The sequence below is a fragment of the Allomuricauda sp. ARW1Y1 genome (assembly GCF_013407935.1).
In the GTDB taxonomy this organism is placed as follows: domain Bacteria; phylum Bacteroidota; class Bacteroidia; order Flavobacteriales; family Flavobacteriaceae; genus Flagellimonas.
The window spans coordinates 14,679-36,658 of record NZ_JACBZU010000005.1 but is presented as its reverse complement, the minus strand read 5'-3'; the positions used below and the strand labels follow the sequence as shown (position 1 = coordinate 36,658).

20 protein-coding genes are annotated in these 21,980 nt (G+C 43.6%); 15 read left to right on the top strand and 5 right to left on the bottom strand.

Annotated features, from left to right (window positions below):
* Positions 1–67 precede the first annotated feature (67 nt).
* From GGE08_RS13150 to GGE08_RS13100, 11 genes are all read left to right on the top strand, one after another.
* On the top strand, positions 68–3,190 hold the full coding sequence (locus GGE08_RS13150) for a SusC/RagA family TonB-linked outer membrane protein (RefSeq protein WP_179385352.1): 3,123 nt from the start codon (positions 68–70) through the stop codon (positions 3,188–3,190).
* 12 nt (positions 3,191–3,202) lie between these two features.
* Positions 3,203–4,867 (top strand): RagB/SusD family nutrient uptake outer membrane protein, encoded by a 1,665-nt coding sequence (locus tag GGE08_RS13145; RefSeq protein WP_179385351.1) that lies wholly within the window; start codon positions 3,203–3,205, stop codon positions 4,865–4,867.
* 468 nt (positions 4,868–5,335) lie between these two features.
* The gene (locus tag GGE08_RS13140; RefSeq protein WP_179385350.1) at positions 5,336–5,818 is read left to right on the top strand and encodes a hypothetical protein; all 483 of its coding nucleotides are present in this window, start codon (positions 5,336–5,338) and stop codon (positions 5,816–5,818) included.
* Positions 5,815–6,510 carry a serine protease gene (locus GGE08_RS13135; RefSeq protein ID WP_179385349.1) on the top strand — a complete coding sequence of 232 codons (696 nt, stop codon included), beginning with the start codon at positions 5,815–5,817 and terminating at the stop codon, positions 6,508–6,510. Before GGE08_RS13140 ends, GGE08_RS13135 begins: the two co-directional genes overlap by 4 nt.
* A gap of 157 nt (positions 6,511–6,667) precedes the next feature.
* The gene (locus tag GGE08_RS13130; RefSeq protein ID WP_257024033.1) at positions 6,668–7,330 is read left to right on the top strand and encodes a DUF2306 domain-containing protein; all 663 of its coding nucleotides are present in this window, start codon (positions 6,668–6,670) and stop codon (positions 7,328–7,330) included.
* A gap of 28 nt (positions 7,331–7,358) precedes the next feature.
* Complete coding sequence (locus GGE08_RS13125; RefSeq protein WP_179385347.1) at positions 7,359–7,886, top strand: DinB family protein; 528 nt, start codon at positions 7,359–7,361, stop codon at positions 7,884–7,886.
* A gap of 31 nt (positions 7,887–7,917) precedes the next feature.
* Positions 7,918–9,072 carry a hypothetical protein gene (locus tag GGE08_RS13120; protein WP_179385346.1) on the top strand — a complete coding sequence of 385 codons (1,155 nt, stop codon included), beginning with the start codon at positions 7,918–7,920 and terminating at the stop codon, positions 9,070–9,072.
* Positions 9,073–9,240: 168 nt separating this feature from the next.
* On the top strand, positions 9,241–10,221 hold the full coding sequence (locus GGE08_RS13115; RefSeq protein WP_179385345.1) for a S41 family peptidase: 981 nt from the start codon (positions 9,241–9,243) through the stop codon (positions 10,219–10,221).
* 228 nt (positions 10,222–10,449) lie between these two features.
* A complete protein-coding gene (locus tag GGE08_RS13110; protein ID WP_179385344.1) occupies positions 10,450–11,577 on the top strand; it encodes a helix-turn-helix domain-containing protein in 1,128 nt (375 codons plus the stop codon).
* Positions 11,578–11,662: 85 nt separating this feature from the next.
* Complete coding sequence (locus GGE08_RS13105) at positions 11,663–12,916, top strand: hypothetical protein (protein WP_179385343.1); 1,254 nt, start codon at positions 11,663–11,665, stop codon at positions 12,914–12,916.
* A gap of 4 nt (positions 12,917–12,920) precedes the next feature.
* Positions 12,921–14,006, top strand: coding sequence for a serine hydrolase domain-containing protein (locus GGE08_RS13100; protein ID WP_179385342.1), 1,086 nt, complete (start codon positions 12,921–12,923; stop codon positions 14,004–14,006).
* Positions 14,007–14,065: 59 nt separating this feature from the next.
* Here GGE08_RS13100 and GGE08_RS13095 read toward each other — a convergent pair whose 3' ends face one another.
* Positions 14,066–14,251, bottom strand: a complete 186-nt coding sequence (locus GGE08_RS13095) for a hypothetical protein (RefSeq protein WP_179385341.1) — start codon at positions 14,249–14,251, stop codon at positions 14,066–14,068.
* A gap of 330 nt (positions 14,252–14,581) precedes the next feature.
* Here GGE08_RS13095 and GGE08_RS13090 point away from each other — a divergent pair, with 330 nt between their 5' ends.
* Positions 14,582–15,766 carry an aspartyl protease family protein gene (locus GGE08_RS13090; protein ID WP_179385340.1) on the top strand — a complete coding sequence of 395 codons (1,185 nt, stop codon included), beginning with the start codon at positions 14,582–14,584 and terminating at the stop codon, positions 15,764–15,766.
* A gap of 199 nt (positions 15,767–15,965) precedes the next feature.
* Here GGE08_RS13090 and GGE08_RS13085 read toward each other — a convergent pair whose 3' ends face one another.
* From GGE08_RS13085 to GGE08_RS13070, 4 genes are all read right to left on the bottom strand, one after another.
* Complete coding sequence (locus GGE08_RS13085) at positions 15,966–17,663, bottom strand: TPR end-of-group domain-containing protein (protein ID WP_179385339.1); 1,698 nt, start codon at positions 17,661–17,663, stop codon at positions 15,966–15,968.
* Positions 17,664–17,892: 229 nt separating this feature from the next.
* Positions 17,893–19,374 (bottom strand): hypothetical protein, encoded by a 1,482-nt coding sequence (locus GGE08_RS13080; RefSeq protein WP_179385338.1) that lies wholly within the window; start codon positions 19,372–19,374, stop codon positions 17,893–17,895.
* A 358-nt stretch (positions 19,375–19,732) separates the two neighbouring features.
* Positions 19,733–20,041 carry a hypothetical protein gene (locus tag GGE08_RS13075; protein WP_179385337.1) on the bottom strand — a complete coding sequence of 103 codons (309 nt, stop codon included), beginning with the start codon at positions 20,039–20,041 and terminating at the stop codon, positions 19,733–19,735.
* An 81-nt stretch (positions 20,042–20,122) separates the two neighbouring features.
* Positions 20,123–20,371, bottom strand: a complete 249-nt coding sequence (locus GGE08_RS13070; RefSeq protein WP_179385336.1) for a hypothetical protein — start codon at positions 20,369–20,371, stop codon at positions 20,123–20,125.
* Positions 20,372–20,496: 125 nt separating this feature from the next.
* On the opposite strand from GGE08_RS13070, the gene GGE08_RS13065 reads away from it, so the two are divergent.
* The 3 genes from GGE08_RS13065 to GGE08_RS13055 all read left to right on the top strand — a co-directional run bounded on the left by GGE08_RS13065 (position 20,497) and on the right by GGE08_RS13055 (position 21,959).
* Complete coding sequence (locus GGE08_RS13065; RefSeq protein ID WP_179385335.1) at positions 20,497–20,844, top strand: single-stranded DNA-binding protein; 348 nt, start codon at positions 20,497–20,499, stop codon at positions 20,842–20,844.
* Between the two features lie 67 nt (positions 20,845–20,911).
* Positions 20,912–21,361 carry a JAB domain-containing protein gene (locus GGE08_RS13060; RefSeq protein WP_179385334.1) on the top strand — a complete coding sequence of 150 codons (450 nt, stop codon included), beginning with the start codon at positions 20,912–20,914 and terminating at the stop codon, positions 21,359–21,361.
* A 394-nt stretch (positions 21,362–21,755) separates the two neighbouring features.
* Positions 21,756–21,959: a hypothetical protein gene (locus GGE08_RS13055; protein WP_179385333.1), complete on the top strand. Its 204-nt coding sequence runs from the start codon at positions 21,756–21,758 to the stop codon at positions 21,957–21,959.
* Positions 21,960–21,980 lie beyond the last annotated feature (21 nt).

Below are 21,980 nucleotides of genomic sequence, written 5' to 3'. Positions count from 1 at the left end.
AAGGAACTCCCTGCACTCCCTTTCCAATTGGACTAATTCAAAACTAATGTTAACAAAAACAAGATTTATGAAATTCAGAATTCGATGCTATGTGGCCATCGCGGCATTCTTCCTATGTCTAGGGCTGCAAGCACAGGAAAAAACGGTGTCAGGTCAAGTGACCGATACCTCGAATCAGCCCCTGCCAGGGGTTTCCGTGGTCGTTGTAGGGACCACCACGGGTACACAGACCGATTTTGACGGTAACTATTCCATTGGGGTAAGTACGGGTGATGTACTGCGCTTTAGTTATTTAGGGCAGCGGACCGTCGAAAGAACGGTAGGGGCTTCCAACACAATCAATGTACAAATGGAAGAAGACGCCCAGGCGCTGGAAGAGGTCATTGTTACCGCTTATGGTACCAGTACCAAGGAAGCCTTTACGGGTTCCGCCAGTGTCGTTGGAGCGGAGGAGCTTTCCATTAGGAATGTGACCTCCCCGGTAGCGGCCATCGAAGGGCGTGCGACAGGGGTACAGTTCACATCGGCACAAGGTCCAGGGACTTCCCCGGGCATTGTTATCCGCGGTGTTGGGACACTGAACGGTGATACCGACCCCTTGTACATCGTGGACGGGGTACAGTACGAGGGTGAACTGAACACCATCAACCAGGAGGATATCGAGTCCTTCACCATCCTAAAGGACGCCGCTTCTACCTCCCTGTACGGTTCCCGTGCGGCGAACGGTGTGGTGATCATTACCACGAAGAGCGGTAGAAAAGGGGGAGTCCAAGTAAATGCTTCCATGCAGTACGGATTGGTGGACACGTCCATTCCCTTTTATCCGGAACTTTCCCCCGGCGATTATTACGAGACCATGTGGGAGGCTTTGAAGAATTCCAGTGCCGGAGGCGGAGATCCCGCTTTTGCATCGGCAAACATTTACAATGCTTTGGGATACAACCCGTTCAATGTGCCCAATGACCAGATTGTGGGTACGGACGGTCAATTGAACCCGAATGCCAATGTGATATACAATAGCCTTAATTGGTACGATGTACTTTCCCGGACAGGTGTGCGCCAAAACTATAACGTGAACGTTTCAGGTGGTGGCGACGATCACAAGGTATTCTTCTCCGCTTCTTACTTGGACGAGGAAAGTTATGTGGTCACTTCAGGTTTTGATCGTTTGACCACCCGTCTGAACGCGGAGTTCGACGTAAACGATAAATTGACCATCGGTGGTAGTGCCAACTTGGCAATTACCGAAGCAGTTGCGCCTCGATCTGCCGGCCAGAACAGTATTGCAAATCCTTTTGGTTTTGCCAAGAACATAGGTTCCATATATCCTGTTTACGTCAACGATCTTCAGGGTAATATCGTAAGGGACGCCAATGGCAATCGCGTGTTCGACAGTGGAGAAGGCTTTCCGGAATATAACATTGGATCCAGGCCTATCAGTCAGGGACGTCATGCCCTTCAGGAGCTTTTGCTCAATGATATGCGAAATAGGGACAATACCTATGGCTTCCGGTTCTTTGCCGAGCAAGAGATCCTTGATGGTCTGAGCCTGCGTTTGAACTATGGCAGGGATATCAATGAGGGCCTGGCAAAGGAGTATGAAAATGCATTGATCGGGGATGCCCAGCCTGATGGCCGATACAGGGAAGTGAGAAGCAGAAGGCAGGTGGAGAACTTTAACCAAATCCTTACCTATAACAAGAGCTTCGGTGACCACAACCTCGACATTACTGCAGGTCACGAAAGCTTTGACAGGACCTTCTCTTCAAACAACGGCATGTCTATTTTACAGGCAGCCAGTGGCATCTATGAGTTCGATAATTTTTCCAGTATTGTAGCACTTGGAGGGTCTTCAACGCGAAAAAGTATCGAGGGATACTTCTCCAGGGTCAACTACAATTACAAGAACAAATACTATATCAGTGGTTCCGTTCGTCGTGATGGTTCTTCCGTATTTGATGCAGATACCCGATGGGGTACCTTCTATTCCGTTGGTGGATCTTGGAGGATTGACCAAGAAAACTTTCTGCAGGATTCCGAAGTAATCAACCAATTGAAATTAAGGGCTTCCTATGGTGAGGTAGGTAACGATGATCTATTGGATTTCTTTCTTTCACAGCCAAGATTTTCGATTACGGCCAACGCGGGGGACCCTGCTATCATTTATACCGATATAGGCAACCCCAACTTACAGTGGGAGACCATCGAAAACTTTGATGTTGCTTTGGAGTTCACCTTGTTTAACAGCTTTTTGGACGGTTCCGTGGAATACTACAAAAGAAATTCCTCCGATCTTTTGTACAATCTGCCCATTGCTCCTAGTAATGGTCTGAACGAGGTTCCCGTGAACGTCGGGGATATGTACAACTCCGGTTGGGAAATGGCTTTGACCGCCAACCTGTTCGACAAGTCCGATTTTAGATGGAACGTGACCTTGCAGGCCTCGACCTTCAAGAACGAGATTACCAGCTTACCTTCTCCATTTGTGGAAGGTGAACAACGATGGGATGTGGGACGTTCAAGGTTTGATTTCTACTTATTGCGAACCGCAGGGGTTGATCCAGAAACTGGGGACCAGTTGTTCCTACAGTACGAATTGGACGAGAACGGAAACAGTGTTCCCGTGTTGGATGCCAATGGTGACATTGCCACGACCAGCGACTGGCAGGATACCGAGCGTGCCTATACAGGTGACAGCTCCATCCCTGACCTATTGGGATCTATTGCCAACAGCATCAGCTACAAAGGATTTTCCTTTGATTTCTTGATCAACTACGGTATCGGCGGTAGCGTGTTGGACAATGGATACGCTGCCATGATGCACAGCGGTAATTATGGTAGCTCCTTGCACCCTGACATTTTGAGGGCATGGAGACAACCTGGTGACATCACCGATGTTCCACGAATGGAAAACGGTAACCCTAACTTGGTGAGAAGACAATCCGAACGTTTCCTGACGGATGCCTCATTCTGGGCACTGCGCAACGTGAACTTGGGCTATACCTTTGACAGCAAGATCGCCAACCAACTTGGCCTTGACCAGTTAAGGATTTCTCTTACCGGTGAAAACCTATATACCAAGAGTGAGCGAAAAGGACTCAACCCACAGTTCAACCTAGCAGGTGATGGTAATAGCAATGACTTTAACCCTGCCCGTATCATCTCAATGGGGCTGAACGTAACTTTTTAAAAAATTCAAATGATGTTAAGAAAAATAAACCTAATGTTACTGGCTTTCCTAGGGATCGCCATAACTTCATGCGACGACGACTTTTTGGAAACAACGCCCACGGACGCCATTTCTGCCTCCGATGCATTGGCCAATGAGGATAACATGCAGCTGATATTGAACGGGCTGCACCGTGGACTGTATTCACAGTCACAGACCATATTCCCTGGGGGTGATGATTCAAGGGCTAACAATCACTACTGGGTGCCACTGGGCGATAACCTTTCCGGAGGTTTGATCCACTCCGCCAATGCCAATAACTTGGGTTGGAGAACGGAGATGCAGTGGAACTCACATACGGATCAGACCTCATTCACCTGCGAATTGTTGTGGTACCACAGGTACAACATCATCTTGGGGGCCAACCTATTGATCAACAGGGGAACCGACGGAACCTTGGTGGAGTCACCACAGTTGAACGAGATTTTGGGACAGGCCTACACCTATAGGGCCTACGCCTATCTTTCTTTGGTGCAGCACTATGCCAAGGGGTACTTGATCGGAAATCCTGCAAGCGACCCTGGTGTACCATTGTTGTTCTCTTCGGAGTCTCCCTTTACGAGTGAGCCAAGATCGACCGTTCAGGAGATCTATGACCAGATCGAGGCTGACCTAGCTGCTGCCATCGATCGTTTTGAGGAAGGTACGGGAAGACCAAGCGGTGGACCTGAGACCAAGTCCCAATTGAACATCGATGTGGCCTACGGTCTTTTGGCCCGTACCGCACTTTCAAAAGGTGACTGGCAAACAGCCGCCGATGCTGCCGTGATGGCCCGCCAGAACTATCCTTTGATGGGGGAGGACGATTGGAAGTCCGGTTTCAACTCCAACAATCTTTCTGAGGTCATTTGGGGTAGCAATGTGATTACAGCAGAGACCACTTATTTTAGATCATATTTTTACTTGACCACAAATACCTTCAACGGTAGCCAGATCAGGAACAACCCAAAGATTGCCGATAGAAGATTGGTGGATGCCATTCCTGCTACGGATTACAGAAGGGATGTCTTCCTTTCAGATGCGCCGAACACCAACAGTTCCGCGGCCAACAACCAAGGAGGTCTTGACCCCAATACCGGTCTACCAAGGGACCCAAATTATGCGAATGATCTAGAGGGCTATTTTGCAAAAAGAGCTGAGATCAATGCAACTTACGGTATCAATAATGCCTTTAACCAGCATCCGTATATGCACTTTAAGTTGAAAAATGCCAATCCCGGTTCGACCGATCCTGATGATATAATCTACATGCGTGCTTCCGAGATGTATTTGATCGAGGCGGAGGCCAAGGCGATGTTGAACGATATCCCAGGTGCCCAAGAGGCTTTGAGACCATTGGGGGAAGAGCGCGATAGTGCTTACGATGTGACTATCTACAACACCCAAGAGTCCATGATGGAGCATATCAAGTTCCAAAGACGATTGGAATTGTGGGGCGAAGGTTTCGGCTACACCGATAAAATCAGATGGGACGAGGGAATCGACCATGCTGCCGACGGTGGTTCCGGAGCATCTGCCGTACTTTACCAAGAGGCGTACCAAGTGGAGCGTCCATCGGTGAACGATGATTGGATTTTTAAGATCCCACAAGCGGAGTTGGATGCCAACCCAAACTTGTCACCTGCGGACCAGAATTGATAAGTGTCCCCCGCTGTGATTTTGGTTTCTATATATAATTGATGAAGGAACCGATTCAAGTGTTTTCATGTATAAATAACCCTTCAATTTTTAGGATTGAAGGGTTATTTTTTTCTGATTGCTAATCTGTAAATACTCCCCGACTACATCCAATCAATCCGATTTACTATAGGTCAAAAATAAAAGCCTGTATTTCTTTGTGGTATAAATAATTCCCAGGCACGGCGATGTCATTTAACAATCATCGTACATGGATCATTTATACTTCGGCCACGATGTTAAATATCGTTAAATCAGGTTCGGATTTCTGCAATTGTAGAAATCAGGACGAATTGGAAGTCTTTTCACAATAGGTTTGTTTGGAACAAATGGCAGTTAATTGCCACAATCATAAAAGTGTATGCAAATTTTTAATCAGTGCCAGCGAACAGCTTTTGGATATATCAGTGTTTAGTCTGGTTCAACTTTATGGGTTCCCTACAGTGGGTCCATGCTACTGAACCAGATATGCTTGTATCCTATCCATATTCCATCGCAAAAGGACAATCCTCCATTAAAGGAAATGGGATTGTCGATAAGGGAGCGTGGGAAAGTTATCCACTAATCGACTTGTTCTATAATCATAATCACGGTACTATGGGTTCGGTGGCCTATAGCTCAAAAATCAAAATAACCTTTACTATAGCCATAGACCCTATCAACATGAAGCGGAGCGGTATTGTGATTGGTGCTAACGCAGGGAAAACGAGAGTTGATGGGGGTCTTTGGATAGGTAGAGCAAAATCAATCCATCCGGACACTTGGGGTATCCAATGGAAATCGAGCATGAAGCCTTATGATACCCATGAGGTTTTTGAGCTTTTGGATCCCAATTGTCGATTTCGCTCTAATGGGCGTAATGGGGGACAAGACATCCCTTTTATGCGAGATCATCAAAACCAATATTTATGAAAAGAACAATCGTAGCTTTTTTATTGTGCCTACTAGTTTCCAAGTGGGCTATGGCCCAGCAGGATTCAGTGCTTGTGTGTGATGTCCGATTTAAGTCCGCCAAGTTTGACAACGGTCATGCAGGAAGTGGGTTTTTACTAAAGTATAAAAATCAAATATATGCGTGTACTGCAAAACACGTGTTGTTCTTCGCCAAGACCGATGCCATGAAAACCATAAGTTTTGGAGATGATTTGGAGTCATGGTCCTTTGTGTCAAAATCCAATCCGAAAATAAAGATTTCTGCTGGGAAGCTTATTAACGAAGATAGTGCAGAGCCCTTGGCCATGCCGCCCAATGGAGATTGGTTGGTCTTTGATACCCATACAGAAGTTCCAAGCGGAATCCATCTTTTTGAGATAAGGTCCAACGTATTAAAAGTAGGGGAACGTCTTTATTTTATGGGATATCCCTATGGAAGCAACCATCCGGTGAGAGTCGAAGGAGCTTTTAAGGGATATACGGAAGCCGGAAATTTAAGTCTGGATGTGCCAAAGGGGACCTACAATGGCTGCAGTGGAGGACCCGTTTTTGATAATCAGGGCCAATTGGTCGGCTTGGTATCCTTGGGATATATTGACCAAAAAACGGACACCATGGTGTTCGAGCCAGCTTCTACTGAATATTTTAAGAAAATCATAGGCAATAAATAGTTCATTTAAAATTGATAATCCATGAAAAGTACACAGTACCATTATCTCATGAAAAGGGTTTATGTAACCATATGTTTCATGGTGAATAACGAGAACTTTTTTACCCAAATGAAATCTGAGCATACCGAGGATGGCAGTATGTCAGGAAAGATATATTTTGATCAAAACTATAAGGAGATTAACATTGGGTCTTAGAGCTATCATACGAAAGGGATTATGGGTCATATTTGGCTTTTTATGTATCGTGGTGAGCCTATATCCTATCAAGTATTTGTTTGGGGCCAAAAATGTCGGTTTGCTGGCGACGAAATCGCCGGAATTATTGTTGGACGGCCTTTGGAACACTGGGTTTTACGGCCATATCGTTTTTGGTGGAATCGCATTACTTGTGGGATGGACACAGTTTAGCAAACGGCTGCGCAAAAAAAGAGTCAAGCTTCACAGAAATGTGGGAAAGGTGTATAGTGTTTCAGCTGTGATCAGTGCACTTTGTGGTATTGGGATTGCTTTTTCGGCCACCGGGGGTATCGCCGCACAAATGGGATTCATTTCACTGGGAATTATTTGGTTCGTAAGCACTTTTCTTGCTTATCGATACATTAAGAAAGGAGCTGTGATTAAGCACCAGATTTTCATGCATTACAGTTATGCAGCCTGCTTTGCAGCGGTTACTTTGCGCGTGTGGTTACCTATATTATTGGTGTTCATGGATGACTTTATAGTCGCTTATCGGATGGTTGCTTGGTTGTGTTGGGTGCCAAATCTTTTGTTTGCGTGGTATAGGACTTCTTTGATAGCAAAAAATAAGCAAACACAATAATAGTATTTAAATTAAAATGAATAATCATATGAAAAATATAGTACTAATCGCAGTGCTTTTTACAACCTTTTCCGGCCCCTGCTATGCCCAGGAGAACTTTGATTTTACTCGAAACCAATTGGAAGTTTGGAAGCTGGCAAAGGAACGAAAACTTGATGTAGCCCGACAGATGCCAGAGGAAAGATATAACTATAAACCAGTTAAAGACGTTAAAAGTTTTGGCCAGCAAATGACACATATGTCCAATAGCCTATTATCCATGTATACAAGATTTATCTTGGAGGAAAATTATGGGGGAAGGGAAAAGGATGCTGCCCCTATGACTAAAGCGGAAATTATCACGGAGTTGGAAGGCGCATTTCAAACTATTATCGAAGGTATGGCAAATCTATCGGATGCTGATGTAAAAACCACGGGTAAAAAACATGGGGCCTTTCCACTTTCCAAATGGCAATCTTTACTTTTTATGAGGGACCATATTACCAATCATAGGGCAAAAGCAGTTTTGTACCTACGTTTGAATCATATTGCGCCACCTTCCTATGGCTTTAATTAAAAAATGACAATTATTAAATTAAACTGAGTATATGGTTCGTGTTTCACACCTTTTGATGGCGTTGGCACTGATTTCCTCAATGAGCATATCAGCTCAAGAATCATCAACTGTCCATCATGAAACCTTTTTTGCCAATTTGCCCTTCTGGGAATCTCCTTATCTCTCCTTTAAAGGGGCCTGCCCGATAACCGCGGAGGAGGCAAGCAAACGAATCCATCTTAAATTGGATTATGACAAAAGGAACAGGGTAATTGCCGCCCATATTAAAATAGGGGACCACTATAAAGAGTTTGAAGGCTTTTTCGGGAATCTTTATATCAATGCTCCTTTGACAAAAGTTTCATATCATGACAATCTTGAAAGGCACAGTTTTTATGATCGGTTTGGAAATCGGACCACTGTTCAAGGGGATATTTATCAAAAGGTCTATGAAAAAGATGAGCAGGGTAGAAACATCTTATTGTCCTTCTTGGATACCAAAGGGGCGCATACCACGGACATGTTTGGCGTGCAAGAATATCGTTGGTCACACCAGCAAGATGGAGGCATTATAGAAGAACGCCTGGACAGTGAAGGAGAAATCGTCCCTTTGCGAGGTGATTTTCTGCTTGGAAGAACTAAAATGTATTTTAATGATCAGGGTTATTTTGGGACACTGCAGCAAGTGGATGAAAAAGGAGACGTCATCAACACTCCCAGCGGAGTGGCTCAATATGTTTACTATTATGATGACCAAGGCAGGTTTCAGCGATGGGAGGTCTATGATGCCAATGGCCAGCGAACAACGGGACCGTCCCATACCTCGGGCGAACGGAACACCTATTACCCCTGTGGCCTGGAAAATATTATATTCTTTGATGTGGATGGCCGACCCGCTACCCATTGGTCTGGAGCCCAGATATGGCATTTTGAGGTAGATCGATTCGGAAATAGGGTACTGTTGGAGTTTCGGGACGGAGATGGGAAGCCAATGAATGCAAACAATAACTATGCTAGGCGTACATGGGAGTGGTCTGAAGATGGGCGATATTTGTTATCGGAGACTTATTTTGATAAGGATGGAAATCCCGCGGAACATAAAGGTACGGGGGTTCATAAAATCAACTATGTTAGGGACGAACAAGGGAGGGTTGTCCAATTCAAAAAATTCAACAAAAGCAATACATTAATGGTTGGGGAAAAGTAGTGTTTGCCCAAACTATTGAAACAAGTAATAATAAACTAAATAAGCGGCGAAATGGCCATATGCTTTCATTCATCAAATCAAATAATCAAAATCAACATGAAAAAAATCAGTATTATATTTTTGCTAGTCATCGTATCTGCTTGTAAAAAGAAACCTTCAACTCAAAAAATGGAGGAAATCAATGTTGAATTAATGACCGTTGCAGATAGTATATCCAGTTTGATGTCAACATATCACTATAATCCTGAACAACTTGGTTCCAATGCATATATTGCGTTGGAAGGTAAGGCCAAGGAACTTGCCTTGACCTCAAAAACAAAGGAAGAGTTTATCGAGGGGTACAATCAGCTTTGGACGGAAGGGCCTTTTTCCCATGTTAGGTTGGCAATAATGCAACAACCAGCAGAGGAAATGGCCAATTATATCGATTCCTTAAGAGTCGGTGGAAACGGTGTCAACTTGGAATGGATGAACAATACGGCAATACTTACCGTGAACACCATGATGGGCGTGGACACACAAGAACAGGTGTTCGACGCGTATCGGCAGATTGCCCAAAAAAGGACGGATACCTTGATTATAGACCTTCGGAACAATGAAGGGGGTACATTTGCTGGAATTCCATTGATGGGACATTTGACCTCCGATACCATTGATATTGGAATGTTTGTTTCCCAAAAATGGTGGAATAACCATACCGAAGAACCCACTGTTAAAGATGTTAAGGACTTACCGTCTTGGGAGGGTTGGTCCATTAGGTCGTTCTGGAAAGACGTCCAGGACAAGCCACTGACCCGAGTACAAATCAAACCAATGTCTCCTCAGTTCCAAGGCCCTGTTTATGTTTTGATAAGCAACAGAACGGCCAGTGCTGCTGAATTTACAGTGGATGCCCTGGCACATTTGGAAAATGTCACCATAATAGGTCAGACCACTGCTGGAGAAATGCTCTCTCAGAAAATGTTTGACTTGCCACAAGGTCTTCAATTGTCTCTCCCCATTGCCGATTATTACGCTACGCGTATGGGTAGGATTGAAGGGAAAGGTGTTGATCCGGATATAGCAATTGAAGCCGAAAAAGCAAAGGAACTTTCGTTAGCTCTTATAAAAGGAGAAAGGCTGGATGATGCGAGGAATCAAATGCAATAAAAAAGGCATGTTTGCCCGGGCATCGAATCTAATGATAGATTTGTTTCGATTGCATTGGAAAAATTGAATCCGAAACATGTATCGAGGATAACAACTATATTTAACGAAATGAAACAATGTTGATTGGTCTGTTGCTAATTTCAAACACTCCCCGTAGTAAGAATCAGTTGAAGAAATGACCGTTTATTCTTTTATATCTTTGGTGGAGACTGGGTCAATTACGCTTTTATGGACTTGATTTCCATCTTTGGTTCTGGTTTTGGATTGTTGGCCATTTTTTTGGCTCTGTTTTTCCTTTTTCAAAAAAGATTCCAAAATGATGGCTACCTATACCTTTACGGGTGCCTTATCGTTTTGGGACTTGAATTGTTGTATAAAGTTTTGATTCTAAGTGGAACGATGTTGGATGTGCCTTGGATTTATCTTCCTGGGCGCCTCCACAACCTGTTGGTATACCCTTTGTTATTGCTCTTCTTTAGCTCGATTACATATCCCAATCCAAGATACAAGCATTGGTATCTTCTTCTTTTATATGGTTTTGGGTTATATGCCCTTTATGTGTTCATCTACGCGGTGACCATTCCATCCCAGGAAAAAATACAAATGCTCGAGCTGTTCTATCAGGATAAGAGACCGGGACCCTACAATTATTGGAGAAACCCCATAAGTTTACTCAAATCCACCTTGATTCCTTTGGCTTTTCTGAGTGTGATTGGAATCCAATTTTATAGGTTCCAAAAAGGTACTTCGGATAGGCCATCCCTTCGGTTGTTGAACCTCTTATCCCTAATTATTATCGTCTATTTCCTGTTCAATCAGTTTTCCAACCCTACCTATAGCATCGTTCATAACCTATCTGGTTATTCCATGGTCGAATGGCCAGTGGATATTGGCTTTTTATCTTTCTTGATATTGCTTATCTCCATTTTGGCCCTGATGGTCAATACGGGAAGCACCTTATTTCCATCGGCCAAATATTCTGGGAGCGCTTTGCCCGTGTCTGCCTATGGGGCCATTGTTGATAAGGCTAAACGGAAAATTGAGGATGAGCTGCTATATAAAAAGCAAAGTCTTGGTTTAACGGAACTATCCGCATTGATCGGTACCAATCCAAAATACCTATCACAGTCCATCAATGCCAAACTCGATTGTAGTTTTGTGGATTTTGTAAATGGCTACCGGGTAGAGGAGGCAAAACGATTGATGTTGGATACTGCCAACAGGTCTTTCACCCTGGAAGCCATAGGTAACTTGGCAGGTTTCACATCCAAATCAGGTTTTTTTAGAGCTTTTAAAAAGGCGACGGGAATGACCCCAAACCAGTTCTTGACCTCACAAACCGGTAGCAATTCTTGAATTGGCTCTTGTTTTGGGGTCTCAAAGTGAAATAGCTATTGTTTTGTTACGAATTTCGTGTGCTCAATCATAAAATTGAAGTGACATGAAAAGATTTTTTTTAATGAGCATAATGGGCCTACTGTTGTCTTGTACGACCAAGGGAATGACAAAAAAGGCCCCGTTTGCAACGACCGTTTATTATTATTCCACAATCGCATTTGTAGAAACCCCCTTGACCTATATTAAAGGGAGTATTCCGTTAACAGAAGAAGAGGCACTCCAACGCAACCATTACCGCTTTACATATGATGTATTGCATCGATTGGTTTCGGTAGCTTTTTACAATGGCCAAAATCCAAGAAACCCAAACCATACGGCGAACCTATTCACCTCGGCACACCGTATGGAATTCACCTATGGGTCGGACAAAGAAAGCATTACCTTTTATGGAACCGCTGGCCAACAAATCAAAGTGCTGGGTGACTGTAGGGAGTTTGTCTATTCCTTGGATGATAAGGGGTATCGGAAATCCTTGGCGTTTATCGATGATAAAGACCAACAAGTGGAAAATGATTGGGGGATTGCTACCTATCAGTGGACCTATCTGGGAGATGGCAGTATTATCGAGGACCGGTTTAATACCAAAGGGGAATCTGTGGCCATTCGCCCGGGCTTTGAATTTTATAGGTTAAGGCTGTACTTCAACCCTTTGGGCCATATAGCCCTTATGCAAAATATTGATGATGATGGGAATCTTGTGGAAAACAGCTCAGGAGCTTCCCAAGACCGAATCACAACCAATGCGGAGGGGAATTTTGTGCAATGGGAAGTGTTGGATAACAATTCTGCCTTGGAAAAGGGGAATGGGCCCAATGTGGCCATTGGAATCCAAGAATTTAATGAATATGGTTATGAGGTCGCCTTGGAGCATCGGGATGAGCATCATAAGCTCATTTATAATGACTATGGAATCTGTCAAAGTAAGACGGATTTTGATCAATTCGGCAATATCATCGAGCGACGGTTTTATGATGAGAAAGGCAACGCTTCCCGCCATTCCAGTGCAGGTTATCATATGTTGAAGATCCAATGGGATGCTTCGGGCAATCAAAGGGATGCCTTATCCTATTATGATATGGATGGTACCCCGATCGAACATCGTACAAGGGGTTACCATAAAGTTAGGTATAGCTATAATGGAGATGATCTTCTTGAGCAGATCAGTTATCTGGACAGCCATGGGAATCTGGTCAATCGAAAGGACAACGGTGCTGCCTATATCAAATATACCTATGATGATAAGGGGCAGGGATCGGGAGTTGTATGGTATGATATGGATGGAAATAAAATACGCTAGTAAGATGAAACAAGTTCAAGGAGTTTTGGTTTGGTTTGCTGTTGTCTTATTCTGCGGTCCCGTCATGGGACAGGATACCCTTAAAAGACAACTGGATGATATGTTGGAAGGATATCATGCGAAGAACCAGTTTAGTGGGACCGTATTGGTCGCCAAGCAAGGAATAGTACTGTATGAGAAAGCCTTTGGAATGGCCGACCGGGAAAAAGGGGTTCCAAATACAGTGAATACCAAGTTTTTGATCGGGTCGGCAACAAAGTCCTTTACCGCCATTGCCGTAATGCAGGCGTGGGAGGATGGATTGTTGGAACTGCATGAACCGCTTTCCACTTATATACCTGAACTGAACCAGGAGCTTGGGCAATTGACGTTGCATTTGTTGATGAAAAATGCGTCGGGATTGCCTGTCCACCTCAATCGGATTACGAAACTGGAACATCGGGATATTTCAAGCCAAGAACTTATTTCGTTATACAATTCTGTTCCGCTTTCCTTTGAACCGGGGACACGTTATGAATATTCCAATCTCAATTACCAATTGGCGGCTCTTGTCTTGGAACGGGTCGCCCAAATGCCGTACAAGGACTATTTGGAAAAGCATATTTTTAAACCGCTGAAAATGAAGTATACAGGGGTAGAACGAACCGCATCTAAAGCAGTGGACAAGGCCTTGGGCTATGATCTGGAGTCGGGTAAGTTTGTTAGGGCCGATGAAAATTATATAGCCTATGCCAAAGGGGGTGGTGATATCTATTCCAATGTCGGGGATATATCCAAGTGGGATCTCGCGTTATATTCAAATATCTTGGTAAACGCGAGGAGCAAACAACTCTTATTCGACGGTTCTCCATCCGCCTTTGGTGGCTATGGATATGGTTTTAAGGTCAAGTCATATCATCGCAATACGGAAAGGGATGGCCTAGGTAAGCTTGTCAGGCATGGAGGTTCCATGTACGGATATATCTGTAACATCCATCGGTATTTGAATGATGAGGTCTTGATCGTGGTCTTGGGGAACATCAGACCCTATCCTACGATGGAAATTACAATCGCCATTGAAGAAGTACTTCAGTCTGAGGGACTTTTTTAGATAGCACCTTTGACCAAGGGGACACCGATTATTTAAGTGAGCTTCAACGATAATTCATCCTAACCTGCATTGGAATCATGGGTATTATATCTCTTATCGAGGTGGGTAATGGGTTCGGTCCTTTTTGGTCTGGGTATCCCGTTTTCGTCCTGCTTTGAATGGTTTCTTTTGCCCCCAATATCATGGAGTTTGGTGACGATGGGCAATGGGAGTGGCCCATGCTTCCTTGGATTGATGTTACACATGTTAAAATTGGATGTTACGTATTATAAGTATATACCAATGCTCTGAAAGAAAGTACTTGCTTTGTGCCAAAGCATTATAAGGGATGGGTAGCGACATACATCTTCTTTCAGTTCGGAACATACAGTTTATCCATTAATTTTTGTTCTCATTGATTGATTTTTTGAATTAGCCCTCTGATGATATGATCAAGCCCACCCTTTTTTGGTTATCTACGAAATATTGCCCATACCGTCAGATGATGTTTACCCATAAAAAGGAATCATGATTTTGCTTGCCAATGAAAACGAACCGATGATTTGTGGTATAAGTTGTGTATTTTGAAGCAATTTATGGGAAGAGCAATTGTTTTACTGTTGTTCCTGGTATTCCATAATTCGTATACAAGGGCGCAGAATATACGATTGGACCGGGGAAAGGTTAGCCCGAAAAGCTATTTGGAGGAAATCAAATTTGATGTTTCCAAAGGAAAGATATTGGTGCCCGTAAGCATCGCCGGTACCACCTACACCTTCATTCTTGACACCGGGGCACCCAATATGATCTCCAAAGATTTGGTTGATTTATTGGAGCCAAAAGTAGCAGGGTCGATAGGCGTCAGGGATGCAACCGGTAATAAGAAGTTCCTTGAAGTGGTCTCATTGGAAAGTTTGAAGATAGGAAACGTTGAATTCCTTCAGACCCCATCACTGGTCTTCGATTTTAATCATGATCCCGTATTTAAGTGTTATGGAATTGATGGGATCATAGGAAGTAATATGCTCCGTAAATCGGTCATCCAACTGGATGGTAAAAGAAAAATACTGAGACTGGCCAATAAAGCAAATATATTGTCATTGTCCCAGGCTACTTCCGCTCCAATGGAGTTATTGGGTATTCAAAACAGTCCCTATATCTGGATTGGCCTCAAAGGGACGGATAAGGCTCGTGAAAGGGTGCTGGTGGATACGGGAATGGATAAACTGTATGCCATCTCCAAGACCAACTACACGATTCTAAAGGATAAGAAATTATTTCAGGAGGTGGGTAAGGGCATAGGAGCGGGTTCGGTTGGTCTTTTTGGCAAGGGACCGAGAGCGGAGCATTATCGGTTGGTCTTGCCCAAGTTTCAATTGGGGAACCTTAGCTTGACCGATTACATCACCACTACCACCAATGACACTGATTCTAAAATTGGTGCGGAACTGCTCAACTATGGCACGATGACACTGGATTACAGAAAGAAAAAGTTTTATTTCCAGGTTGATTCCCATATCAAAAATAGTTCCAACCCTGGTTTTGGTTTTACAGCAACTGTCGATGGTGATAAACCCGTCATTGGATTTGTTTGGGATGAGCCACTAAAGGATAAAATCCATTATGGGGATGAAATTTTGGAAGTAAATGGAGTGTCGCAAGAACTTTGTGAATTTCTTGCGGGTAAAGGGGATAGGGAGCGTTTGGATACCCTCATACTAAAAATCAAGCCCCGAAATGGTGACGACCCTTTTGACATCAGTTTGAAAAAGCGATTATGAATGCATCGTCTCTTTTTTTCTGATATCAAAACAAGGATCCGATAACGTATAGTCCAATTTGGGGTTTATTCCATAATCTTGGATATATGGCACTTTGAATTAAGAATTATTATTGTTTCTTGGCCCTGTTTGATCTGCAGTAGTGATTCACCTGATAGTGCTCATGGATTACATACTACACTCAACTAAGATTTACTGATCAAGGTTGGATCTGATTGTTTTTGTTGATGATTTCTATTACGTTATCAAGACAGGGGTCAATACCTTGTTTCCATTCCTTTGAACTGGGTTGGATAAATAGTTCTGGTGCAATCCAATTACGTTCATCATAGGGAACCGGACTTTGCCAAAATGATTTAGAGGCGTAGGCTTTCAATTCGGAATGCGGAAGACTTATTTCATTGTCATCACCGACATGGCTTGGTCTTCCTCCACTGGGTTCTCCAATGAATATGTTTTCGGTGTATTGGTCCAATTGAGTTGACAATAATATCGCCGCAGAAAAGGTCATATTTCCAATTACAGTGAACAATTTACCGTGTTTATTGATTTTTTCAGATTTAATTATATTGGTCAAAAAATCTTTGTTCAACCTTCCGCTGCCTCCTAGATTGAATCGTAAATCCAGTATTAACGCTTTCACCTCATTGGTTTCTATAAACCTTATAAGGTTTTCGCCAAATTCCTTTAAGGATTGCTCTTTTTCATTTCCTATTTCATTGATTTGGCAATACACGATTTGGGGGTCGGATACATAAGTGAACCAATATTTTTTTTCAAGCCTGGATAAAAACAAAGGTGGGTTTAAAGTATTATCCATGGATACCCAGCCTTCCATGGTTTTTCTGTTAAGGAAAGTGTCAGGTGAAAAAAGTTGATGTTTCACCGGTAATGTTCTTTCCTCACCGTTCTCGTCACGGTAACCGATAATGGATGTGTTCGAATCCGCAGCCAATCCAAATGTCATCAAAACTTCGTGTAATGTGGCATACAACAAACTTGATCGCCTTTTCATTATTTTGTTCTCCGCAATGGCCACCGTGGATGCTTCCTCCAATATCTTTTCAATGGATATGCCATTGATTGAAATAACTTTTTTTCCGACCAAGGCCCTATATTTTGGCAATGTTTGTTTAATAAAAATCCCATCCCGGAAATCGTAAAGTTCTATAGGAATCTGATGGAATTGATGTTTTCCGGAAGAGGGTGGCATGACATAAGAATGTCCGACACCAATTTGATGCATAAGCCCCATCAAGGCCACAATGATTTCATAGTCCTTCAGTTCCGCTATTTGGGAGGTCAAGTTTTTGAAGTCTTCATCCCATTTTTTTTGAGGGTAAAAGTCAGGCAACCTGTAGTGGGTAAGCTCAACTTGACTTTTAAGAAACTGTATATCCTCATGCCATTGTGCTATCCGGGAAGTTGTTTTTGAGGTGTCCGGTGGGATTAGTTTTTTAAAGGAGTCCAGACCTCTTAGTCGATCTAAATCTGTATCGTTGAGCAGTCGTTCCTGCCTATTGCTTAGTCCATGGCGAATCGCTTGCCTTAAGTGGATGAGTGCCCGGGCCGAGTCTCCCAATAAGGAATAATTGATACCAATGGTATAGTACGACTCTGCTAAATGGCTTCCACATGCAATGGCATTTTTCAACGATTCAATCGATTTCCTATAATCATGTTGTTGCTTTTGAATCAAGCCCAATCTGTGCCAATACTCCCCATTAAAAGGATTGCCAGCGGTAATCTCGGTATAGAGGTCAAAGGCCCTTTCCCAATTATGCTCATCATAAACTTGATTTGCTTGGGATAAGAGTTCAAATGACTGGGCGTTGGTATCCAGATGGCAACAAATCAGTATGACAGTGATGGTAAGCCAATGGAGATGATTTTGCATTTTCGAACAGTGTATTTTAGTGGTTCCTTGCGCGCACTGCAATAGCGGGCCTAGGATGATATTTGTGGTTTTTTTGAATTTTTTTTCCGTTCCCGTTGAGGTAGAATACATGATTGCCATGGGGTCAAAGATTGCTTGCCAATCCTAAGGGTAAATGCTGACCTTGATGATTGTTACGGTCTTCAAACGCCTCCCTAATGGTAATGGACGCTAAAATGAGCGTACTGGATTACTTTCCTAAAAAGCCATAGAAAATATGCTTTTCCAGTGTATTTACGCTATTTCTCTTTTTTATGAGCAGCTTCCCGTTTTCAATTGAAGCATCTAGCCCAGCGAGTTGTAAGTAGGTCTCTATCGGAAACTTTGATGGGCCATGTATGTAAGAATCAAAAAACGAAGATTGGTCCACTCCATTTAAATGGGATAATCGCATACATATCTCATCCAAGTCATATTGTTCTTCCGAACCTCCATATTCTTGGTACAACGTTCTCATCAACATATCCAAATTTTTGGTGTTATTTGTGGCATTCCTAATCATGATATCCTGGGCCATGCCCACAAACATGCCACCACCATACACCAAGCCCCAATGGTCGTGTTTGGCCTCGCCGTCTGACATGGCTAAAGTGCCTACCCCTTTGTCATCGGCATATCGCTGGTAAAAGAACTCGGAAAGTACATTTAAATAACTGTCATCATCCAACACGCCGATGTGATATAACGCCTTCACGGTATAATAATTGGTGACCCCTTCCTTGAACCATTCCAAATTATCGGAGTTTGGTGAGAAGGACTTACCGTTCCAAAGATGGAAGAATTCGTGGGCAAATATAAATCTGGATATCAGTTTTGAAAAATCATCTCCATCCTTCTGCACCAAGACACTAATATGGTTTCCCAAAGCTTCACCATCAGTGGCATCCGAGGTGTTGACCACTACTACCGATCGTAAGGTTTTTTTTAAGATCGGGGGATTAGGGTTGCCCCCAATAAGATTGACGTAGTAATTCAAGACACCATTGGCAAGTTCTCTGTATTCCTCCTCTTGCTCTATGGTTTCCTTGGTACCCAAGGCAAAAATCAATTCCAGACCCTCTCTTTTGATATTGATTTCTTTGTGTGTGCCCAAAAACATTACGGATTGCAAAAGGTCGTTGAAACCATCCACTTCAAGCATGGATGAATCTTTTACACTGGATTCCCATGGTGTTGTGGCTTTCCAGTTTTTGGGTAAATCAAAGCCTACCGAAATATCTTCCCTTTGCGTCCCATTGACCATAAATAATGTTCTCCCCGTATAAAACACACCATAATCCGTGGGATATGCCACGCCATCAATTCCTCCACTCCACTTGTGATCTGTATGGGTGAGATGAACATTATAGGCCACTGTGATTGGGGAGGTTTGGTCCGCATCAATTTTCCATTTTGGACCCTCTAACTGTTCAATCGCAATTTTATTCTTTTGACTATCGTAGGCTCTGATGTCATGTAGAAAATGGCCCCAGCTATTGTCGAATGCGCGTGCACTGCCATCCATATATAAAATACTGTCCTGTGGTGTGAATTTCATGGTTACCTGCGCTATACTGGGCTCGTTCTCGGTAACTGTAATCAAATAGGTAATCTGGTTTTGTTTAATATCAAGTTCATTTGCTCTCAAACTGATACTTGAAAGGACTAAAGGAAATAGAAATAGACTAGACATTTTTAATAGTTTAAATAACATACTTCGTTTTTTTTGATGATGATGATGAATAAATAGTTGTACATACATTCGACACAAGGTAAAACAACTTGCAGCGGATGCACTGGTTTCTGATTACAATCAGTGGATTATGTACCGTAATTTTCGAAGAAAAGTAATTTTCACCAGATTTTGGTTAATAGTTATAAAGTGTAACATTCCAATAAGGATGAGGTATGCGGTTTTAATGCCTCAAAAGGGAGTGTTCCCAAACAGATGTTGGGAAGTCTGTACTTCCATTATCCATACAACATGGTGACAGAAAAGAGTATCCTAGGTGATAGAAGGAGCTTTTAAGCAGGTGGTCAAGACATATACGTCACTGGTATTTAAATAGTAGAAATGCCTGTAGTTGATAAGTAGGCGATGCGCTATCCTTGTTTGAACGATGGGGCAATATTTTTTGAAATTTTTCTATCAAATGCATGGACAGATTTAAATTTAGCTGGCTCTTTTGATTTCTATACCCGCATGCGTTCATAACAAGATACAAGGCTTGGGTTGCAGTAATTATTATATTCATGGAATAAGGAAGCCGTCCATCCAGATTTTTGTGGCGTCCTTCCGTGGCAAAGCCTTCTTGAGGATTTGCCTGTAAGGTCGCAAAATCCGTCTGTCCGTCGGTCAAATTTTAAGGGTCCCGTAATAAAAGAAGCCCTAGTTGTTTTTCGGTGCATCGAAAAACAGGGCAGTGCCCGGTGCCTTCCAATCAGGACACCAAGGACTTCACTCGCTCAACTTCCCGTACGCTCCCTTGCCCTTGGGTCAGAAGGAATGCCCAAGAGCCCTTATCGAACCTGTCAAGGCCAGGCCCTGTTTTGTCCGTAAATAGGGTATCCACTTCCTTGAAAACCCTGCCTGCCTTTGGCACGGCCAAAGGTTTTGCTACGTCGCGGAGCCTCCCGATTTCCTGTCCAAAAGCCTTGACAGAACCCCCTTCTTTTATAATGCTGCGCATGTAAGAAGCAAACAAACGCCCCTTAAAATTTGGGAGACAATGACCAAAAAACAAAGGGGAAATTTTAACCCTGTTTGCTGATCTGTCCAATTAAGGAAGACGGCAGGCCTTTAAAACTTTTTATCATGAGTACATTGAGAAACAAAGTGCAGCTGATCGGAAACGTGGGACAAGATCCCGTGATCACCAATCTAGAGAGTGGCAAGCGTGTGGCACGCCTGACCCTGGCCACCAACGAGCACTACAAGAACAACCAAGGGGAACGCATCACCAATACCGAATGGCATACCGTCATCGGATGGGGGAAGCTGGCCGACATCATCGAGGGCTTCGTGACCAAGGGCAAGGAAATCGCCATCGAGGGGAAACTGACCTCCCGTTCCTACGAGGACAAGGAAGGGAACAAACGCTATGTCACCGAAGTGGTGGCCAGCGAGATCCTATTGTTGGGCGGAAACACCAACGAGGAGTAAAGGCAAGGGGTGCCCAAGTCAAAAGCTTGGGTGCCCCTTCCCTTTTTTGACCCATAATACTACAAGTATGGAACATAAAGTCAACGAAATACAGATCAGCTATCGGGAGAAGCTCAGTACCCTGAAAGCCCTGTCCCTGACCAATTCCAAGGAGGTGGCGGAACTGCTCTTCAAGAACTGGGATGCCGATACCATAGGATTGCACGAGACCTTCAAGATCTTATTGCTCAATCGCTCCAACAAGGTCAAGGGCATCTATCCGCTCTCCCATGGGGGCATCACGGGTACCTTGGTGGATGTCCGTATCCTTTTTGCCATTGTGCTCAAGACCCTATCGGTCGGGATTATCCTTGCCCATAACCACCCCTCCGGACAGCTCAAGGCCAGCGAGCCCGACAAACAATTGACCCAAAAGATCAAAGCGGCGGCACAATTGTTCGATGTCCATGTGATCGACCATATCATCTTGGCCCCCGATGGACGCTACTACAGTTTTGCGGACAACGGCATCCTATAAATTTTGGAACGATGACTGAAAAAAATAGGATGTACGAAGCCGAAAATGGCGAAACGAACGACCACGACCCAAGGGACTATCCCGATGGGTTTGACCCTGAGCTATATGAACTTTAGCAAAACAGTACAAACCGTGTGCATACGTGCCTTATTCCATAAGGTACGGACAACAATTCGACCCAATCATTATGATTGGGTTTTGCTGTGTTCCAAAAGCCCAATTGCGTAACTTTAAGACCATAACAGTCCATGGTACAATCGTACGGCATGACCATGGTAACTGTCCACCTGGACAGGTTTGACTTTCCCAAAGTCCGTACCCATCGATTTGACTTTTTAGGAACCACCGCAATGGGTCCATAGACCTTGTACCGCAACTTTTTTTGCCATTGCAGATGAAAGTTTCGGAAGGGCACGGAACCCCGTTGTGCGAAAACTTTTGGTCCCTGCGGGACGAAAAGGAGGAGCAAGAGGATAGCGTGCTGGCGCAGCGCTACCAATCACAGTTGCCCCGCAGGCCCCATATACAGGGGCTTTGGGAAAATGATAACAATCCGGTCCGTTCCGTTTTTGTTGAAAAAATCGGCTGGGACCAGTAAAACCAAGGAATTTTTGTTGAA